Below are 18,015 nucleotides of genomic sequence, written 5' to 3'. Positions count from 1 at the left end.
GCCCCGCGTTGACCGTTTCTTTCGAATGCCCATCGCAACCTCCTCATCGAGTGTTGCGACGACCAATTGAATCCACCTCCGGCATTCCCTGCGCGATGGGCTTCCGTCTTATACGTGATCTCCCTGGTGCGCCGGGCTTTCTGGCCACCATCCCCGCGCGAAGCGAAGCCTCAACGCGAGTTGACATCAGCATCGGGATGCCAGGACCACACGATTTCAACGTCCGCGAAAGGCCCCGCACGCGCGCCACGCCGGCAAGCCGCCGCAGCCCTGCACGAGGCCGGTCGACGTCGCTCGTCCTGACGACGCCGTCGCAGCCACCGCATCCCGCCCCGCGTGTCGTGACGACGCGTACGCCCCTCCTGCCGGGACGGAACGGGGCGGATATAGCCATTGATTTGGGGGCGGAGTCAAGACAAATTCCGAAAAACGGAAGACGCGTCCTGGAACGGAACGGAGCGACGGATCGGAATGACGTGCAATGTCGGCGCATGCTGCGCCGTCGATGCGATCAGCGCCGACCGGTATGCAGCCGTCTCGTCGGGGCAGCGCGCCACGACAAGTTTCATGCAGCGTCACCGTAATACGTATTACTCAACGAAATACTGGAATCCGCCGCCCGGCGTGCTACTGCCACCGACAAAGCGTGGGGCGTGACTTCGCTTTAGTTTCGCGGCATGCTGTCGATTAGCTCGCGGGATGGGTGGAGCAACGCGAAACCCATCAATTGGTCTACGAGACAACAATGGTATCGCTTCGCTCCAACCAGTCCACGCGCTGGCGGGTTTGTCCTATCTGGTGACGCAGCGGAAGTCTTTAAGCCTGACCTCATACGCTCGCGGAAGGCGTCACCATATTCATGTTCATCCTCCGACGGATTGCCTCGCGGCCGATCGCCGGTATGACGATGAACTCACACCGGGTGCTTCCGCTCGAGTTTCCCAACAATGCGCTCGCCAAGTCTACGCACAATCGATGGTACGAGTCGCAAGCCGAGGACGGCCAGCCGGGCGCGGCCACCCGGAACGATGAAATACCGGTCGCGCCGGATTCCCCGCAATGTGTCCGCAACCACGATTTCCAAGGGAGTTCTCGGGATGGTCAGCGTATGTCGCCGGTTCTCCGGTGTCCGATAGGAATCAAGCTCCGCCACCATAGGCGTCTCGAACTCCGCTGGGCAGACGAGGTGAACCTTGATACCTTGGCGCAGCAGTTCGTAGTGCAGGCATTCGGTGAAGCCGACCAAGGCGTGTTTCGCAGATCCATAGGCGGTGAAACCGAAGATTCCGGTCAGACCAGCGATCGATGCTATGTTGATCAACCGCCCGCCAGCGGCGCGTAGATGGGGTAAAGCAGCCCTGGTGACATTTACCGGACCAAAGAAATTGGTTTGCATCACGGCCTGGAAGTCATTGTCGGTGAGGGTCTCGAACCGCCCCTCGCGCATCACACCTGCATTGTTGAACAGCATGTCGATCCCTCCACGGCGCCGAGCAACCTCCTCGATAGCCTGAGACGTTGCAATCGGATCGCCAACATCGACGGGCTGCACCTCGATATCGGCGCCGGCGTGTCGCCGACGAAGTTCATGAACCGCGAGATCCAGATTATCGGTTCGCCGCGAGAGGAGCGTCAGCCGAGCACCTTGGGGGGTAAGCGCGTTCGCTATCGCAAAGCCTAGGCCCGTCGCCCCCCCGGTGATGACAATGCTACGTGAATGGAACATATGAGAGTCCTAAGCCAGAATCCACTTCGGGAAGCCGGGAGAAAGGACGAGCCCCAGCTTCGCCCAATCGCGCGGTCGAGTGCTGCCCACTGACCGCCGTTGCCTCAGAAACACCTATTTTCATTTTGTCGACCTTGCTGAGCTTCCTAGGTGCAGTTGCTGAGCAGGACTTCGTACAAACTCCGCCAGCGGTTGAAGCCTCCGGTGATACCCCCGCAGGGCGACGGCGCGTTCGCCGCAAGGCATGGCTACATCGTTTTCGTGCAGTCACATCGGAGCTTTTCCGATTGCTATTTGAGCGGCAGCAGACCGCATGCCGGGCTGCGGTCAATCAAGCGCAGTGGCGATGCGGTCGGCGAGGGCGAGCAGGGTTTCTGGTTTGCCCATCGGCGCCTGCCCGTGGCCCTTCATCGGAACGTCCGCCCAGCGAGGTATGATATGGAAATGCAGGTGGAAGACGGTCTGACCGCTGGCCGCACCGTTCAACTGAACGATCAGGAAACCCTCGGGTGCCAGCGCCTTGACCACTGCCCGGGCGGTGCGTCGGGTGGCTGCGACCAGCCGAACGAGCACGTCCGGCTCCACGTCCAGCAGGGTGCGCGAGGTCGAGGTCTTCGAGATCACCAGTACATGCCCTTCGGACTGGGGAAAGGCGTCCATGAACGCGAGGACGTGATCGTCCTCCCAGACCTTGGCGGCGGGGACTTCGCCGCGAAGGATTCGGCCAAAGATGTTGTCGGGGTCGTAGGGGGCGGCGAGGGTCATCTGGTGCTCCGGAGTATGGGCGAGGCTAGAAACCGCGGTGCGGTGGGGTGTTTTGGGTGACGGCGCAGTGCTTCCCTAGTTTTGGCGGCCCGGGCTCCATCGGCCGAGGACGTGCGGTCCCCGGCACGGCGGCTCAATCGCTGAGGGGTCTCGTGTGCCGGGCGCGGCGCCCGTGACATGGACTGTCGTCTCTTAGTCCGGCTGAGGCTGACCGGGCGCCTGTTGCAAGTGGGCTATATCGCGTAGCCCGCTTGAACTCCTCGTGTGACAGGCCTTCAGATTCGGCTGTTCGGGTGATCGTTGAAAGCTACCAGCCATCGCGAGGAAGGTGATCGCGTGCTGACGGCGATCACGCTGACGCCCGGTGGCCAGCTCAGCCGCGCGAATTCTGCAAGAACCAAGCAAACAGGTGAATACATTGGCGCTGCGATGGCAGGGGTCGGCGTAAACAGACGCCCGCACTTCGGGCGACGCAACCATGCGGCGGCATTTCCAGATGCCGCCCACCGGAAGAAGCCGCCACAACTCAATATTCGCAATCAAGAAAGCGTTCGACATTATTTCCCCAAACAAATCTTTCCGCTATGGACGCCGGGTACAAGAGCTTGCGCGCCAAGGTCGCTGGATGCCGTCGGCGTGACCTTCTCGAAGCATAGACGTGTGGAGGAATGGCCGCTTGCCAGAATCGGCTACCAATTTCGACGAGAGAGCTTTGTTGTGCCTCTGGCCTCAACGAATGATGTTCATCGGGCGTCTGGGTACGCTGCCGCTGCACCGGCATCCAATATCGGTCTGCCTGGTGGCGCTTCAGGCCCCTCTGCGGATCGGCACCACAATGGCCGGGGAGAGCCTGGCCTGCCTTACCGCCATCGTCCCCGCAGGCTTGGCGCATACCCTTGATCTAAGCGGGGCGCCGGTCGCCGTGATATACAACGACCCTGACGATCCTTACTATCGGCGCCTCTCGCCCCGTCAGAGATGTGGCCTAAGCTCACTGGACCCTGACATCGAAAGTTCGCTTATCGTCGCTGTGCGGAATCTCTACGCGCTGCATCAGACAGGTGATAAGCTACGCTTCGACGATTTCGATTTCGCTGCTGAACAGGCATTGGGAATCGAACCGCGCCCACCACGGTTCGATGCGCGGGTTGAACGTGTCGTAGCTATCATAAGGGCTGACATCGCCCGCAATCACTCGATCCAGGAACTGGCCCGGCGAGTCGACCTTTCCCCTGGTCGCCTGCAGCATCTGTTCGTCCAAGAGATTGGGGTGCCACTTAGGACGTTTAGGATTTGGATTCGTTTCCGGCACGCTGTGGAGCGTGTGGGAAATGGCGATTCTATCACGTCGGCGGCGCTCGATGCAGGCTTTTCGAGCTCCAGCCATTTCAGCCACGCCTTCAAGGCAACCTTTGGCGCTACTGCCGCCAGCGTGCTCAAGGACGCTCCGTCTAGGGTCCGGATTCAGTTGATCGAATAACTACGATGGCCGCGATGGGCGCCGGAAACTGACGGTTTTTCCCTCTTGCTGCCACACGTCATCCTCGAAATGCCTGTCGCAGAAATTATCTGCGTCTCACTTGAGGGGTGCAGTCCAGAGATGTCACCGTAATTGTCTCATGACGTCGTCGGCGGCGGACCGAGTGCGGTCTCGATCAGCAGCGTGTCGCAATATTCGATCCATTCCAGGATACGGCCGTTCTCCAGGCGAAGGACGTTGCAATAGCTGTTGTTGTAGACCTTGCCGTCGCTCGTCGTATTGCGGCCACGCGCCTCGACCACGACACGGTCATCCTCGGCCGTCAGCCGGATCGGGATGGTGGTGATGCGGCCGAGCCGCGCCCGCAGCGGCGCGAACAACTCGGCGAGAACGGTCGCCTTGCCGTCATAGCTGCGCGACCAGGATCCGCTGCCCATGATGACGAAGCGGACATCATCCGCAAGATGCGCGAGCAGCGGCTGCGGATTGCTCTTCGCCAGTTCGTCGAACACATGCTGCACGATCCGCTTGTTGTCATGACCCGTGGCTTCTACGGCGCTCATCGGCAAACTCTCCTTGAATTCGGTCATCGTCGCATCAACCGGTCTGCTTGAGCGCAGCCGGAAACGGTCCCAGCACCGCTTCCGTCAGCGCCGAGTCGCAGTATTCACGGATCTCGACGATGCGCCCCTCGTGCAGCCGATAGATCAGGCAGTAGTCGTTGTTGTAGGGCCGTCCGGCCCTGGTGCGCATCTCGCCCTTGGCCTCGACCACGACGAGGTCGTCATCCGCGATGAAGCGCAGCGGAATGGCGCGGCGTCCCTCCGCCAGCAGGCTGTTGAGATGGCCATGGAGATTGCGCAGCAGCGTCTCCTTGCTTCTGATCGTCTGCGACCACGAATATTGTCCCGTGATCACCATCGTGACGTCGTCGGCGATGGCCGCGACATAGGCCGCGCGGTCGCCGGCGGCGGCCTTGGCGAGCAGCTCTTGCATCAATCGCTTGTTGGCGCTGGCGGTCATGACATCTGTCTCCCGATCTCCTCTGCGACAGGGCGAAGCATGACGGGTGGCGGCGCATTCTTCCAATCGATATCGGATATGATATCAATTCGGCCCATGAATTTGGCCGCGCTCGACCTCAATCTGCTGGTGGCGCTCGACGCACTGCTCCGCGAGAGCAGCGTCAGCCGGGCTGCGCTGCGGATCGGACTGTCCCAGCCGGCCACCAGCCACGCCCTGCAGCGGCTGCGCGACTTGCTCGGCGATCCCCTGCTGGTCCGCACCGGCGCGCGGATGGAGCTGACCCCGCGCGCCCTTGCGCTGCAGGCTCCGCTCGCCCAGGCGCTGGATCAGGTGCGCGGCCTGTTCACGCCCGACGCGTTCGACGCTGCACGGAGCGAACGCCAATTTCGCCTGATGATGCCTGATCTCGCGGTCGAGCTGCTGATGCCGTCGTTGATGGCCAAGGTGACGCGCGCCGCGCCAACCTCCGCATCGACGTTGTGCCTTGGCGAGGCCCTGCGATCTTCCACGCCGAGTTCGCCCGCACCATCGACATGGTGATCTCGATCGGCAACGCCTTCAAGGGCTTCCATCGCCAGTTGCTCTACACCGACAGCGATGCGCTGGCGGTGCGGCGCGGTCACCCGGTCGGCAGGCGACTGAGCCGGCGAGACGGCTTCCTGGCCGCCCGGCATGTCGCGGTGGTGCTGCGCGGCCAAAGCGAGGACCTGATCGACGGCTGGCTGCGCAGCAAGGGCTGGGAGCGGCGGATCGCACTGGTCGTGCCGAGCTACATCGAGGCGCTGCATGTCGCCGCGCGCACCGATCTCGTCGCCTTCGTGCCGCGCCGCCTGATCGCGGCGCTGGCGCAGCCCCTGTCGCTGTCGACCGTCGCGCCGCCGCTCGATCCTGGCATCGACGAACAATACATGTTCTATCCGACCAGGGCGCAGGTCGAGCCGGGGTCGATCTGGCTGCGCACGCTGATGCTGGAAACGGGCCGCGAGCTCGGCGGCGCGCCAGGACGTGCGACGAAACCGACATGAGCGGACGCCGGCGGGCGCCCGCGCGTTCTCCTCCGTCAGGCCGCCAACAGCAAAATGCGTTGATACAGTTGAGGTCGCGCAGGGTAGGCAAAGCAGCCGCCCGGCAGGGCGGCTGCGTGCCCACCGTGACGCTGCGTACTCCGCGTCAGATGGTGGGCACGGCGCGCGATCGAGCGCAGTCTGCGGTGAATACGGTGATGCGCGCCTTTGCCCACCCTACCCTCCAAACCGGCTAGCGCAGCAGCGGCATGAATTCCGGCTCGTTCAGATTTTTGGCTGGCGTCCGCCTTGTTGTCAGGCTATCAGACGCACGCTGCGCGGATGCGCACCGTAAGCGTCTCACGTCAGGCAACGCATTCAACGGATCGGCTCGATCCGGAGGAATGCAGGATGCGTTGCCCGTGATCGACCGATCGAATTCCGGAACTGCCATCATGAATCCACCTGGTGAACGGCGCGCGCGCAGAAAACTGCCCGCGCGCTATGCAGCCGTCGTCATGCCGCTGACACTCTCGGTGCTGATGACGTTCGTCGTGTCGGCGATCGCCACGCTGAAGAGTCTTGGACCGACGCCGGCGTTCATCGCGACCTGGCCCGCAGCGTGGGGCATCTCCTGGCTCGTCGCGTTCCCCACGCTGCTCGCTGTTCTGCCGCTGGTGCGGCGGATCGTGGCGCTCGTGGTGGAGACGCCCAAGCCGAATTAAGCGAAAGCAGCGGGGCCGCTCAACTGCGGCCCCGCTTCAACGGGTATCACGCAAGCCGCTGTTTGAGCCGTGAATCCGCCTCATCTACCGCTGTCGTCCCGGACAAGCCGCGACGCGCACCAGCGCGGCACGGCGCCGATCCGGGACCCATACTCCGCGGCCGTCGTGATGGGCAGAATGCCAATGACCGGTGTGCCTCAAACCACTCCCTGTGGGTATGGGTCCCGGCTTTCGCCGGGACGACAATGGAGCATATTGATATGCGCGGCCGTAGGGTGGGCAAAGCGGTCGCCGAAGGCGGCAGCGTGCCCACCGTCTCGCTGCGCACTCGCAGCCTCGATGGTGGGCACGGCGCGGGTAACATCTCGCTGAACTCATCAGCAGCGTGGCGCGCCTTTGCCCACCCTACAAACTACACGCTCAGCGCGCCCTCACTGCCCCAGCCCGTGCGCGACGACCTTGCGCATGACGTTGGGCAACGCCTCGCCGTCAAGGGTCGCGATCGGAACCCAGCGCATGCCGTCCGGCGCGCGTGTCCGCGCCGGCACCCGCGCGGTATAGACCACGAGCTCCAGCGGGAAATGCGTGAAGACGTGCGTCACGACGCCGAGCTTGCGGTGCCAGCGTTTCACGCCGGCCAGCTCCGGCGCTTGCGCCAGCGCTTCGGCGTCGCCCTGCCCGGCCAGCCATTCCGAGCCGGGGACCTCGGTCATGCCGCCGAGCAGGCCCTTTGCGGGGCGCGAGCGCACCAGCAGCTCGTCGCCTCGGACGACGACGAAGGCGGCGCCGCGCCTGAGCGTACCGGTCTTCTTGGCGGCCTTGCGCGGGAACGTGTCCTGGTCGCCGCGCTCGCGTGCGGCGCAGTCCTCGCTCAAGGGACACAGCGCGCAGGCCGGCTTCTTCGGCGTGCAGATGGTGGCGCCGAGATCCATCAGTGCCTGCGCGCTGTCGCCGGCGCGGGACGGCCCGAGCAGGGTCGCCGCGAGCGCCTGGATCTGCGGCTTGGCCTGCGGCAACGCCTCCTCCACCGCGAACAGCCGCGACACCACGCGCTCGATGTTGCCGTCGACCGGCATGGTCAGCCGATCGAACGCGATCGCGGCGATGGCGGCCGCGGTGTACGGACCGACGCCGGGCAGCGCGCGCAGCCCCTCCTCGGTGTCCGGGAACGCGCCGCCATGCTCGCGCAGCACGGCGACGGCGCAGGCATGCAGGTTGCGCGCCCGCGAATAATAGCCGAGGCCGGCCCACATCCTGAGCACGTCGTCGAGCTCGGCGCCGCCGAGCGCCGAGACATCCGGCCAGCGCGCCAGGAATTTCTCGAAATACGGCCCGACCGCCTTCACCGTGGTCTGCTGCAGCATGATCTCGGACAGCCAGACGCGATAGGGATCGGAGCGCTGCCCGGCCGGCGCGCGCCACGGCAGCCGCCGGCGGTGGCGGTCGTACCAGGCGAGCAGTTGTGCGGGGCGCTCGGCGGAGCCGCGATTCTCTGGTCGGCTCTTGCGCTTGGAAGGAAGGGCTGATGACACCATTGGCTTAATCTAGTACGTCAGGAGCCATCGTCGCCCGCTGGACCGCAGTCTCGTCTGCGGCATCCACGGCTTTCTTCGAGCCTCGGCGGCTCGGACGGGCGGCAGACCACGAGAAGCCTGTATCGATGGCAAAGCCCGGCCGCCTCACCGCAAAGCCATTGTCGCTGATGATGGGCGACGTGCTGTCGGCTGCCTATGCCAAGCAGGGCTTTGCCGCGCGCGAGCTGGTGACGCGCTGGCCGGAGATCGCCGGGCGCGAGATCGCCGAGCACGCCCAGCCGCTGAAGATGCAATGGCCGCGGCCGGTCGAGGGCCAGCCGCAGGAGCCGGCGACCTTGATCCTGCGCGTCGAGGGGCCGATGGCGCTGGAGATCCAGCATTCGTCGGACGTGATCCTGGAGCGGGTCAACCGCTTCTTCGGCTGGCACGCGGTGGGCAAGCTGGCGCTGCGCCAGGGGCCGCTGTTGCGCCCCCCGGTGAAGCGCCGCCCGGTGCCGCCCGATCCGAACACGGTGGCGAAAGTCGCGCAGACCCTGACCGCCATCGAGGACGACGCCCTGCGCGACGCCCTCGCCCGGCTGGGCGCCGCCATCAAGCGAAATTGACGCTTCCCGTTTGATCCCGGTTTGCGGCCCGGCATTGCCTCAAGCTGGGTTTCAAGCTAGCGAAAAGCCGAGTTACGAGTGTTTCAGGCGCGAGATGCGCCCATTCCGGAGCAGAGCCTTGATCATCACCCGCCGCGCCTTCACCGCAGCCTTGTCGCTGACCGGCCTCGCCGCTCTGGCGGGCCTGTCCCCGCTGCGGCTGATCTCGGACGCCATGGCCCAGAGCGCCACCGATGTCGCCAAGCCGGTGTCGCTGCCGGACATGGCGATCGGGCCGGCCGACGCCGCCGTCACCATCACCGAATATGCCTCGATGACCTGCCCGCATTGCGCCGCATTCAACGCGACCGTGTTCCCGAAGCTGAAGGCCGAATACATTGATACCGGCAAGGTGCGCTACATCTTCCGCGAGTTCCCGCTCGACATCAAAGCCGCGGCCGGCTCGATGCTGACGCGCTGCATCGCCAATGGCGATGCGCAGAAGTATTTTGCGGTCACCGACATGCTGTTCCGCTCGCAGAACGACTGGGTGGTGAAGAACACCACCGAGACGCTGACCCGGATCGGCAAGCAGGCCGGCCTCAGCCAGCAGCAGGTCGAGGCCTGCCTGAAGGACCAGGCGCTGCTCGACAAGATCGCCGCCGACCAGAAATACGCGAGCGACATTCTTAAAGTCGATTCGACGCCGACCTTTTTCATCAACGGCGAGAAGATCAAGGGCGAGACTTCGATCGAGGAGTTTCAGAAGAAGATCAACCCGCTTCTGAAGAGCTGATTCGAATCACTGAGTCCTCAGAGACACAGCGCGGCCCCTCAATGGGGCCGCTTCTGTTTCGTGGGCCGTTCGCCACGAGAAAGCCTTGGAAAAGCAGGGCCGGCGGGTTGCCCTGGGGACCGGCCCTCGCCATTGTCCCGCCCTCAGAATGGGGCGCCAGGGCGACTCAGTCCACATTGACATTGCCTTCCATGGTATTGTCGGGGCTGGGAGATTCGTCTCCCGCCAACAGAGAATCTGTGCATGAAACTCACCCGTCTTCGTCTTCACGGTTTCAAGACGTTCGTCGAACCGACTGACTTCGTGATCGAACCCGGCCTCACCGGCGTCGTCGGTCCGAATGGCTGCGGCAAGTCGAATCTGGTCGAAGCGCTGCGCTGGGCGATGGGCGAGACCTCGCACAAATCGCTGCGCGCCGCCGACATGGACGCGGTGATCTTCTCCGGCTCGAACACGCGTCCGTCGCGCAACCACGCCGAAGTGGTGATGACGATCGACAACAGCGATCGCACCGCGCCAGCCGCCGTGAACGATCGCGACATTCTCGAAATCTCGCGTCGCATCGAGCGCGAGGCCGGCTCGGTCTATCGCATCAACGGCCGCGACGTGCGCGCCCGCGACGTGCAGATCCTGTTCGCCGACGCCGCCACCGGCGCGCGTTCGCCGGCGCTGGTCCACCAGGGCAAGATCGGCGAAATCATTCAAGCGAAACCTGAGCAGCGCCGCCGCGTGCTGGAAGACGCCGCCGGCGTCGCCGGCCTGCATGCGCGCCGCCACGAGGCCGAGCTGCGATTGAAGGCGGCCGAGACCAATCTGCTGCGCGTCGAGGACGTCATCGGCCAGCTCTCCGGCCAGATGGAAGGCCTGCGCAAGCAGGCGCGGCAGGCGATCCGCTACCGCGAGGTCGCGGCCAAGGTGCGCAAGGCGGAAGCCACCCTCTATCACATGCGCTGGATGGGCGCGCATGCCGATCTCAACGACGCCGCCCATGTGCACGACGTCGCCGTGCGCGAGATGGCCGAGCGGACCCGCGAGCAGGCCGAGTCGGCCCGCATCCAGGCCATCCGCTCCTCGCATCTGCCGGCGCTGCGCGAAGCCGAGGCCCGCGCCGCGGCGACGATGCAGCGGCTGAAGAACGCCCGCGACCTGCTCGACCGCGAGGAGCTGCGCGCCAAGGAGCGCGCCGGCGAGCTCGATCGCCGCCTGATGCAGCTCACCGCCGACGTCGCGCGCGAACAGCAGCAGAACCAGGACGCGCAGGTCGCGTTGCAGCGGCTGGAAACCGAAGACGCGGAGCTGAAGGAAGAGATCAAGGCGCGCGTCGAGATGCGCAGTGGCGTCGACGAGCGCGTCGCCGAGGCGGAGGCGCTGCTTGCCGAGACCGAGCGCCAGTTCACCGAGCTGACGACGCAGCTTGCGGACCTCACCGCCCGCCGCAACCAGCTCGAAGCCAACGTCCGCAGCCACCGCGACCGGCTCGCCCGGCTCGACCAGGACATCGCCAATGTCCGCGCCGACGAGGAGCGGCTGGCGCAGGAGACCGCCCATCTCGGCGATCTCGACACGCTCGCCGCCTCGCTCGAAGCGGCCGAGGAGGCCGAGGCGCAGGCTGAGGCCGCGGTGCAGACCAACGAGTCGGCGCAGGCCAATGCACGGCAGAAGCTCGAAGCCTCGCGCGCCCCGCTCGCCGAGGCCGAGAAGCGCGCGCAGCGGCTCGAGACCGAGGCCCGCACCATCTCCAAGATGGTCAACAGCGAGACCAAGAATCTGTGGCCGCCGATCATCGACGGCGTCACGGTCGCCAAGGGCTATGAGAAGGCGCTCGGCGCCGTGCTCGGCGACGACCTTGATGCGCCGGTCGACGCGTCCGCGCCGATGCATTGGACCGTGGCCGGCGCCGAGGTCATCGACCCCGCGCTGCCGGATGGCGTCGAGCCGCTCGCGGCCTATGTCCAGGCACCGCCGGAGCTGTCGCGACGTCTGGCGCAGATCGGCGTGGTGTCGCGTGATCGCGGCGCCCAGCTGGTGTCGCAGCTCAAGACCGGCCAGCGGCTGGTGTCCTCCGAAGGCGACGTCTGGCGCTGGGATGGCTTCATCGCCGCGGCGCATGCGCCAACCGGCGCGGCACGGCGTCTGGCCGAGCGCGCCCGCCTGATCGACATCGAGGCCGAGCTAGAGCTGGCGCGCATCGATGCGACGAGCAAGCGCCAGGCGCTGGAGAGCGCCGAGGCCGAGGTGAGGGCCGCGACCGCCGCCGAGAGCGCCGCGCGCGAAGCCTGGCGCGCCGCCCAGCGCGAGGTGAACTCCGCGCGTGAGCGCCACGCCAATGCCGAGCGCGAGATCAACCGCCATTCGGCGCGCAAATCGGCGCTGGTCGAAGCCTCGACCCGCCTCGCCCACGACCGCGCCGAGATCGCCGAGCTGCACCAGAATGCGCTGGAGGCGATCGAGGAGCTGCCGGCGACCAACGAAGCCGACGGCCGTCTTGCCGCCGTGCGGGCCGAGATCGAGACCAAGCGCCGCGCCGCGGCGCAGGTCCGGGCCGAAGCGCAGGCGCTGGCCCGCGAGGCCGAGCTCGCCGACCGCCGCGTGCAGGCAATCATCAGCGAGCGCAACGACTGGTTCAACCGCATCCGCGGCGCCGGCTCGCAGATCGCCACCATCGAGGCGCGCATCGCCGAGGTGAAGGACGAACGCGCCGAGCTCGAAAACGCGCCGGAGATCTTTGCCGAGAAGCGCAGCGCGCTGATCGACGAGCTCGCCATCGCCGAAGGCGAGCGCCAGGTCGCCGCCGACGCGCTGGCCGAAGCCGAGACCGCGATGGGCGACACCGACCGTGCCGCCAAGGCGTCGCTGGAAGCCCTGTCGAAGTCGCGCGAGGCCGCGGCCCGCGCCGAGGAGCGGCTCGAAAGCGCCAAGCGCCGCGTCGGCGACGTCGAGCGCGAGATCCACGACATGCTCGAATGCGAGCCGCAGGCGGTTGCCGCCATGGCCGAGATCGGCCCGGACACGCAACTGCCGCCGCTGCATGAGATCGAAGAGAGCCTGGAGAAGCTGCGCCGCGATCGCGAGCGGCTCGGCGCCGTCAACCTGCGCGCCGAGGAGGAGCTCACCGAGGTCGAGGGCTCGCACACCGCGCTGACCACCGAGCGCGACGACCTGGTCGAGGCCATCAAGCGGCTGCGCCAGGGCATCCAGAGCCTGAACAAGGAGGCGCGCGAGCGCCTGCAGGCGTCATTCGAGACCGTCAACGATCACTTCAAGCGTCTCTTCACCGAGCTGTTCGGCGGCGGCGAGGCCGCGCTGCATCTGATCGAGAGCGACGATCCGCTCGAGGCCGGCCTCGAGATCATCGCCAAGCCGCCGGGCAAGAAGCCGCAGACGCTGTCGCTGCTGTCGGGCGGCGAACAGGCGCTGACGGCGATGGCGCTGATCTTCGCGGTGTTCCTCACCAACCCCTCGCCGATCTGCGTGCTGGACGAGGTCGACGCGCCGCTCGACGACCACAACGTCGAACGCTTCTGCAACCTGCTGCACGAGATGAAGGGCTCGACCGAGACCCGCTTCATCATCATCACCCACAACCCGATCACCATGGCGCGCATGAACCGGCTGTTCGGCGTCACCATGGCCGAGCGCGGCGTGTCGCAGCTGGTGTCGGTCGCACTCGACGAGGCCGTGAAGATCCTCGACCAGCAGGTGGCGTGATCTTGCTCCGTCATTCCGGATCGCCGCCTGCGCGGCGCCCGGACTGACGCGTGGAGAGGATCGATGATCTCTCCTGATTTGCCCGCAGCGCTGAAGGCATCCCTCGAAGCCAGGCTGCACGGGCAGTCGCGGCAGGATGCCGCCGCTCGCGCGGCCCGCATCTCGGATTCCTATCGCAGCGGCGGCAATTCGGGGACGATCACGAGCGAAGCCGACGCAATCGCCTATGCCACTGTGCGGATGCCGGCGACGTATGCTGCGGTGGTGGCCAGCCTGAATGCCTTGATGCAGGCCAGCCCGGACTTCGCCCCGGCCTCGCTGCTCGATGTCGGTGCCGGTCCGGGCACCGCAAGCTTCGCTGCGGCGGACGCATTCCCGTCGCTGGCGTCTTTCGCCGCCATCGATTCCAATCCCGCCTTGCGCACGCTCGCGCTGGCGCTCGCTGGCGACGCGACACGCATCCGCGACCTCGACTACGCGCTGGGCCCGGCGCGAGCGCTGCTCGAGCGCAGCACGGGCGCCGATCTCGTCATCGCCAGCTACATGATTGGCGAACTGAGCGACGCCGAACGCCCGGGCATCATTGATGCGCTGTGGACGAGGACCGGCGATACGCTCCTGATCGTCGAACCCGGCACGCCCGCCGGCTATCAGCGCATCATCGCGGCGCGCGACCGCCTGATCGCGTCCGGAGCCCACATCGCCGCCCCCTGCCCGCACGCCGCGGCGTGTCCACTGATCGCACCGGATTGGTGCCATTTCGCCCAGCGGCTGGCGCGCTCGCGGGCGCATCGCGAGCTCAAGGGCGCGGACGTTCCGTTCGAGGACGAGAAGTTCAGCTTCATTGCCCTCACCCGCAAGCCCGCGACGCATCGGCCCGCCGCACGCGTGCTGGCGCCGCCGGCGGTCACCAAGGTCGGGGCAACCGCGAAGCTGTGCCAGGCGGATGGTGCCGCCAGGGTCGTCAGCATCCCCCGCCGCGACAAGCCCGCCTTTGCCGCCGCGCGGCGCTGGGACTGGGGCGACGGCGTGGAGCCGCCAGGTTCGTAGATGCCTCGGCCGACGGCCCATGGTTAACGGCGGGTCGTATTCGTCTCTCATTTTCGCGATTTCGCGAAACCGGCGAGAAATCCGCGCTTGCTACGGTGAGCTGTAACAGGCGCTGAAGGCGCTACTCACAAGGGAACGCGTTTCGATGTTCAGGACGATGATGATCACCGCCGCGCTGCTGGCTTCGGCAGGAACGGCCCTGGCAAACAGCCACGGTGGTGGATCCTCGGCACCGCCCCCGCCGAAGCAGGAAGGCCCGCCGGCCAAGGCCATCGTCGGCAAGAACGGCCCCGTCCTGGTCGATCCCAAGGGGATGACGCTGTACTACACCGAGCGCGACAACACCGGGAACAAATCGACCTGCGACGGTGCCTGCGCCGAGAAGCGGCCGCCCCTGATCGCACCCGACAACGCGACCGCCAGCGGCGACTTCACCGTCATCACCCGCAGCGACGGCAAGAAGATGTGGGCCTACCGCTACCGTCCGCTCTACACCTCGCAGCTCGACAGCGCCCCGGGCGATATCAAGGGCAACGATCCCACGCAGCAATGGCGGGTTGCCCGTCCCTATTGAGCCCTGCGCATCACTGCCTCCGGCGCCCATTCGGTCGCCTGGGCGACCATCGAACGGACCAGTCAGCCTCAAGCGACTTGAACGAGCATCCCCCCTAATGCGACCAATGCACGCCGGTCCACCTGCGGACCGGCGGCGCCGTCGCGTGGCGGCGCCTCGTCCTCCTGCCCTCTCCCTCGGAGCCCGTCATGTCCGGCTGGATCGTCCTCGGCATCATCGTCATCCTCGTACTGTTCGCCCTTGGCGCCTACAACCGGCTGGTCGCCCTCAGCCAGCGGGTCGGCCAGGCCTTTGCCGACATCGACGTCCAGCTCAAGCTGCGCCACGACCTGATTCCGAACCTGGTCGAGACCGTGAAGGGCTACGCCGCGCATGAGCGCGGCACCCTCGACGAGGTGATCAAGGCCCGCAATGCGGCGATGTCGGCGCAGGGCCCGGCCCAGGTCTCGGCCGCCGAAGGCCAGCTCTCCGGCGCGCTCGGGCGCCTGATCGCGCTGTCCGAGGCCTATCCGGACCTCAAGGCCAACGCCAACTTCCAGCAACTCGCCGGCGAGCTCTCCGACATCGAGAACAAGATCGCCGCCAGCCGCCGCTTCTTCAACAACGCTGTGCAGGAATACAATACCAGCATCCAGCAGATGCCGGCCGCGCTGTTCGCCGGCACCTTCGGCTTCACCCGCAAGGAATTCTTCGATCTCGGTACCAGCCGGGCCGAGGTCGAGGCCACGCCGAGCGTGAAGTTCTGAGCCAGCGCCTTCGCGCCTGAAGGGCCCGAAATCATGGCCGCCTATGGTCTCTACACCCACATCGCATCGAACAAGACCCGTTCGATGCTGCTGCTCGGCGGCCTGTTCCTGCTGATCTACGTGCTGGTGTTCGCCGGCGCGCTGATCGCGGAGGTCATGATCAACGGCAATGGCAGCGTCGCCTATTACATGCAGGCCGCTACGCGCGACCTGATCAAGGCGTTGCCCTGGGCCACGATCGGCGCCGCGGCCTGGATCGTCATCGCCTATTTTTTCCATCAGAAGATGATCGACGCCGTGACCGGCGGGACGGCCGTGACCCGCCAGGAGCAGCCGCGGCTGTACAATCTGCTCGAGAATCTCTGCATCTCGCGCGGCATCACCATGCCGCAGCTGAAGGTCATGGACAGCCCGGCGCTGAACGCCTTCGCCACCGGCCTGAATCCGCGGCAATACGCCGTCACCGTCACGAGCGGTCTTCTGAACGCACTCGATGACCAGGAGATCGAGGCGGTGCTGGGCCACGAACTCACCCATATCCGCAACGGCGACGTGCAGCTGATGGTCGTGGCCGTGATCATCGCCGGCGTGGTCGGCTTCTTCGGCGAACTGTTCTTCCGCCTGTTCACCAACATGAGCTGGGGCGGCGGCTGGGGCCGCTCGTCGTCGTCCTCCTCCTCCTCGTCCGACTCCGACCGCAAGGGCTCCGGCGGCGGGGCCATCATCGTCGTGATCATCGCGGTGGTGCTGATCGTGGTGGCCTGGCTGCTGTCCCAGGTGGTCAAGCTGGCGCTGTCGCGCACCCGCGAATACCTTGCCGATGCCGGTTCGGTCGAGCTGACCAAGAATCCGGACGCCATGATCAGCGCCCTGCGCAAGATCGAAGGGCGGGGCGAACTGCCCGGCGCCACCTCCGCCGTCATGGAATTGTGCGTCGACAATCCGCGCGAGGGCTTTGCCGATTTGTTCGCCACCCACCCCTCGGTCGACTCCCGCGTCCAGGCGCTGATCAAGTTCGCCGGCGGCCATGATCCCGGCCCGCTAGCGCTGCCGTCCGACGGGAGGGATAACGATACCGGTGACGAGCCAGCCGACGGCACTGCGCCACCGCCGCTGCCCCCGGCCGGCCCCTGGAGCGATGCCGATGGAGGGGGTAAGTCACCCGGCAGCGGGCAAGCCGCCCCGGAAGGCCCCTGGACGACACCTGCTGCAGGCCCATGGGGCCGGCATTAGGACCAGCAGCTGCGGCGCTGTTCGAGCCCCGATCGCGCGCAGCGCGCAATCATCCCGGCATTCGCTCTCAAGTGTTTCGGCGCGAACCGGACGTTTCGGCTGGAACGGGTCCGATTGCGCCGATCTGTTGCAGCGAAGGCGCAAATTTCCCCGGTCTCGTGCTGCAATGAATTTGAATTCTCCAGCGTTTCTGCCATGTTCGCGCCCAAAGCAGAATGCAAAGCGCCGGCCCCCTGGCCGGCCTCAGGGCTGAAGGACTTTCCATGGCGAAACCGGCAGTGGTTGTGGTGGGTGCGGACAAGGGCGGGGTCGGCAAGACCACGGTATCGCGGACGTTGCTCGATTATTTCAGCGCCAACAACGTCCCGACCCGGGCGTTCGACACCGAGCATCCGCGCGGCACCCTGAAGCGCTTCCACCCGGAAATCACCGAGATCGTCGACATGAATTCGACGCCGGACCAGATGAAGATCTTCGACACCTTGAGCGCGGTGGCGCCCTCGGTGACCGTGATCGACGTCCGCGCCGGCCTGATGTCGCCGACGCTCGCGGCACTGCGCGACATCGGCTTCCTCGACGCCGCCCGCTCCGGCCAGATCACCTTCGCGGTGTTCCACATCCTGGGCTCGTCGATCGCCTCGCTGGACGAGATCGCGGAGACGGCAAGCTACATGATCGGCGCGAAGTACTTCCTGGTGAAGAACTTCATCAACAACACCAGCTTCTTCGAGTGGGACCAGTCGACCTACAATTCCTACTTCCACCGCATCAAGGATGCGACCGAGCTGACCATCCCCAAGCTCAACGAGATGGCGTTCGAGCAGGTCGAGGTCGCCTCGGTGCCGTTCCTGAAGTTCGTCGCCAACAAGGGCCCGCGCGACGAGGCCGCCAACTACTCCTTCGTGCTGCGCGGCTATGTCCGGCATTGGCTCGCCAATGTCTGGAGCGAGTACGACCGCATCAAGCTGACCGACATCGTCGGCTCGACCAAGGCGGCGGCGCCGCGGCCGGCCGGGGAAAAATAGCAGCCCCGTGAAGGATGGGACTTTATCGCAACCGCATT

At 65.9% G+C, this 18,015-nt stretch carries 16 protein-coding genes and 1 pseudogene; 11 read left to right on the top strand and 6 right to left on the bottom strand.

The annotated features are described in order from the left end of the window. Window positions 1-913: 913 nt before the first annotated feature. From QX039_RS07585 to QX039_RS07575, 3 genes are all read right to left on the bottom strand, one after another. On the bottom strand, window positions 914-1,726 hold the full coding sequence (locus tag QX039_RS07585; protein WP_315738322.1) for an SDR family oxidoreductase: 813 nt from the start codon (window positions 1,724-1,726) through the stop codon (window positions 914-916). 327 nt (window positions 1,727-2,053) lie between these two features. Beyond that, window positions 2,054-2,491, bottom strand: coding sequence for an HIT family protein (locus QX039_RS07580; RefSeq protein WP_315738323.1), 438 nt, complete (start codon window positions 2,489-2,491; stop codon window positions 2,054-2,056). Window positions 2,492-3,560: 1,069 nt separating this feature from the next. Further along, a complete protein-coding gene (locus QX039_RS07575) occupies window positions 3,561-3,740 on the bottom strand; it encodes a hypothetical protein (protein WP_315738324.1) in 180 nt (59 codons plus the stop codon). On the opposite strand from QX039_RS07575, the gene QX039_RS33050 reads away from it, so the two are divergent. Continuing rightward, entirely contained in the window at window positions 3,657-3,971 is a 315-nt protein-coding gene (locus tag QX039_RS33050; protein ID WP_409997676.1) for a helix-turn-helix domain-containing protein, read from the top strand. The genes QX039_RS07575 and QX039_RS33050 overlap by 84 nt on opposite strands. A gap of 137 nt (window positions 3,972-4,108) precedes the next feature. Here the strand turns inward: QX039_RS33050 and QX039_RS07570 are convergent, their stop codons facing one another. After that, complete coding sequence (locus QX039_RS07570) at window positions 4,109-4,534, bottom strand: nuclear transport factor 2 family protein (RefSeq protein WP_315738325.1); 426 nt, start codon at window positions 4,532-4,534, stop codon at window positions 4,109-4,111. A 34-nt stretch (window positions 4,535-4,568) separates the two neighbouring features. Then, window positions 4,569-4,994, bottom strand: coding sequence for a nuclear transport factor 2 family protein (locus QX039_RS07565; protein WP_315738326.1), 426 nt, complete (start codon window positions 4,992-4,994; stop codon window positions 4,569-4,571). A gap of 96 nt (window positions 4,995-5,090) precedes the next feature. Here QX039_RS07565 and QX039_RS07560 point away from each other — a divergent pair. Together QX039_RS07560 and QX039_RS07555 are read left to right on the top strand one after the other, a co-directional pair. Further along, window positions 5,091-6,022: pseudogene (locus QX039_RS07560) on the top strand (LysR family transcriptional regulator). 434 nt (window positions 6,023-6,456) lie between these two features. After that, window positions 6,457-6,726 carry a DUF2798 domain-containing protein gene (locus QX039_RS07555; protein WP_315738327.1) on the top strand — a complete coding sequence of 90 codons (270 nt, stop codon included), beginning with the start codon at window positions 6,457-6,459 and terminating at the stop codon, window positions 6,724-6,726. 431 nt (window positions 6,727-7,157) lie between these two features. On the opposite strand, the gene mutY is transcribed toward QX039_RS07555, so the two are convergent. Next, window positions 7,158-8,261: an A/G-specific adenine glycosylase gene (mutY, locus tag QX039_RS07550; RefSeq protein ID WP_315738328.1), complete on the bottom strand. Its 1,104-nt coding sequence runs from the start codon at window positions 8,259-8,261 to the stop codon at window positions 7,158-7,160. Window positions 8,262-8,386: 125 nt separating this feature from the next. Between mutY and QX039_RS07545 the strand changes: the two genes are divergently transcribed. The 8 genes from QX039_RS07545 to QX039_RS07510 all read left to right on the top strand — a co-directional run bounded on the left by QX039_RS07545 (window position 8,387) and on the right by QX039_RS07510 (window position 17,977). Next, the gene (locus QX039_RS07545; RefSeq protein ID WP_315738329.1) at window positions 8,387-8,866 is read left to right on the top strand and encodes a DUF721 domain-containing protein; all 480 of its coding nucleotides are present in this window, start codon (window positions 8,387-8,389) and stop codon (window positions 8,864-8,866) included. 118 nt (window positions 8,867-8,984) lie between these two features. Continuing rightward, window positions 8,985-9,641, top strand: coding sequence for a DsbA family protein (locus QX039_RS07540; RefSeq protein WP_315738330.1), 657 nt, complete (start codon window positions 8,985-8,987; stop codon window positions 9,639-9,641). Between the two features lie 243 nt (window positions 9,642-9,884). Beyond that, window positions 9,885-13,349: a chromosome segregation SMC family protein gene (locus QX039_RS07535; protein WP_315738331.1), complete on the top strand. Its 3,465-nt coding sequence runs from the start codon at window positions 9,885-9,887 to the stop codon at window positions 13,347-13,349. Window positions 13,350-13,412: 63 nt separating this feature from the next. Further along, the gene (locus QX039_RS07530; protein WP_315738332.1) at window positions 13,413-14,399 is read left to right on the top strand and encodes a small ribosomal subunit Rsm22 family protein; all 987 of its coding nucleotides are present in this window, start codon (window positions 13,413-13,415) and stop codon (window positions 14,397-14,399) included. A 145-nt stretch (window positions 14,400-14,544) separates the two neighbouring features. Continuing rightward, complete coding sequence (locus QX039_RS07525; RefSeq protein WP_315738333.1) at window positions 14,545-14,973, top strand: hypothetical protein; 429 nt, start codon at window positions 14,545-14,547, stop codon at window positions 14,971-14,973. A 188-nt stretch (window positions 14,974-15,161) separates the two neighbouring features. Further along, window positions 15,162-15,719: a LemA family protein gene (locus tag QX039_RS07520; RefSeq protein ID WP_315738334.1), complete on the top strand. Its 558-nt coding sequence runs from the start codon at window positions 15,162-15,164 to the stop codon at window positions 15,717-15,719. Window positions 15,720-15,752: 33 nt separating this feature from the next. Further along, window positions 15,753-16,952: a M48 family metallopeptidase gene (locus tag QX039_RS07515; protein WP_315738335.1), complete on the top strand. Its 1,200-nt coding sequence runs from the start codon at window positions 15,753-15,755 to the stop codon at window positions 16,950-16,952. Between the two features lie 263 nt (window positions 16,953-17,215). Next, a complete protein-coding gene (locus tag QX039_RS07510; protein WP_009025709.1) occupies window positions 17,216-17,977 on the top strand; it encodes a hypothetical protein in 762 nt (253 codons plus the stop codon). The last annotated feature ends 38 nt before the right edge of the window (window positions 17,978-18,015 follow it).

It is taken from the genome of Bradyrhizobium sp. SZCCHNR1043, from assembly GCF_032489675.1.
In the GTDB taxonomy this organism is placed as follows: domain Bacteria; phylum Pseudomonadota; class Alphaproteobacteria; order Rhizobiales; family Xanthobacteraceae; genus Bradyrhizobium.
The sequence above is the reverse complement of the archived record's forward strand: the minus strand, read 5'-3'. Positions and strand labels throughout refer to the sequence as shown.

Bases quoted from the DNA above. Each gene is read 5' to 3' on its own strand.
- QX039_RS07530 (WP_315738332.1), top strand. From the start codon at position 13,413: ATGATCTCTCCTGATTTGCCCGCAGCGCTGAAGGCATCCCTCGAAGCC.
- QX039_RS07520 (WP_315738334.1), top strand. From the start codon at position 15,162: ATGTCCGGCTGGATCGTCCTCGGCATCATCGTCATCCTCGTACTGTTC.
- QX039_RS07585 (WP_315738322.1), bottom strand. From the start codon at position 1,726: ATGTTCCATTCACGTAGCATTGTCATCACCGGGGGGGCGACGGGCCTA.
- QX039_RS07580 (WP_315738323.1), bottom strand. From the start codon at position 2,491: ATGACCCTCGCCGCCCCCTACGACCCCGACAACATCTTTGGCCGAATC.
- QX039_RS07525 (WP_315738333.1), top strand. From the start codon at position 14,545: ATGTTCAGGACGATGATGATCACCGCCGCGCTGCTGGCTTCGGCAGGA.
- QX039_RS07515 (WP_315738335.1), top strand. From the start codon at position 15,753: ATGGCCGCCTATGGTCTCTACACCCACATCGCATCGAACAAGACCCGT.
- QX039_RS07575 (WP_315738324.1), bottom strand. From the start codon at position 3,740: ATGCTGCAGGCGACCAGGGGAAAGGTCGACTCGCCGGGCCAGTTCCTG.
- mutY (WP_315738328.1), bottom strand. From the start codon at position 8,261: ATGGTGTCATCAGCCCTTCCTTCCAAGCGCAAGAGCCGACCAGAGAAT.
- QX039_RS07545 (WP_315738329.1), top strand. From the start codon at position 8,387: ATGGCAAAGCCCGGCCGCCTCACCGCAAAGCCATTGTCGCTGATGATG.
- QX039_RS07565 (WP_315738326.1), bottom strand. From the start codon at position 4,994: ATGACCGCCAGCGCCAACAAGCGATTGATGCAAGAGCTGCTCGCCAAG.
- QX039_RS07555 (WP_315738327.1), top strand. From the start codon at position 6,457: ATGAATCCACCTGGTGAACGGCGCGCGCGCAGAAAACTGCCCGCGCGC.
- QX039_RS07570 (WP_315738325.1), bottom strand. From the start codon at position 4,534: ATGAGCGCCGTAGAAGCCACGGGTCATGACAACAAGCGGATCGTGCAG.
- QX039_RS07510 (WP_009025709.1), top strand. From the start codon at position 17,216: ATGGCGAAACCGGCAGTGGTTGTGGTGGGTGCGGACAAGGGCGGGGTC.
- QX039_RS07535 (WP_315738331.1), top strand. From the start codon at position 9,885: ATGAAACTCACCCGTCTTCGTCTTCACGGTTTCAAGACGTTCGTCGAA.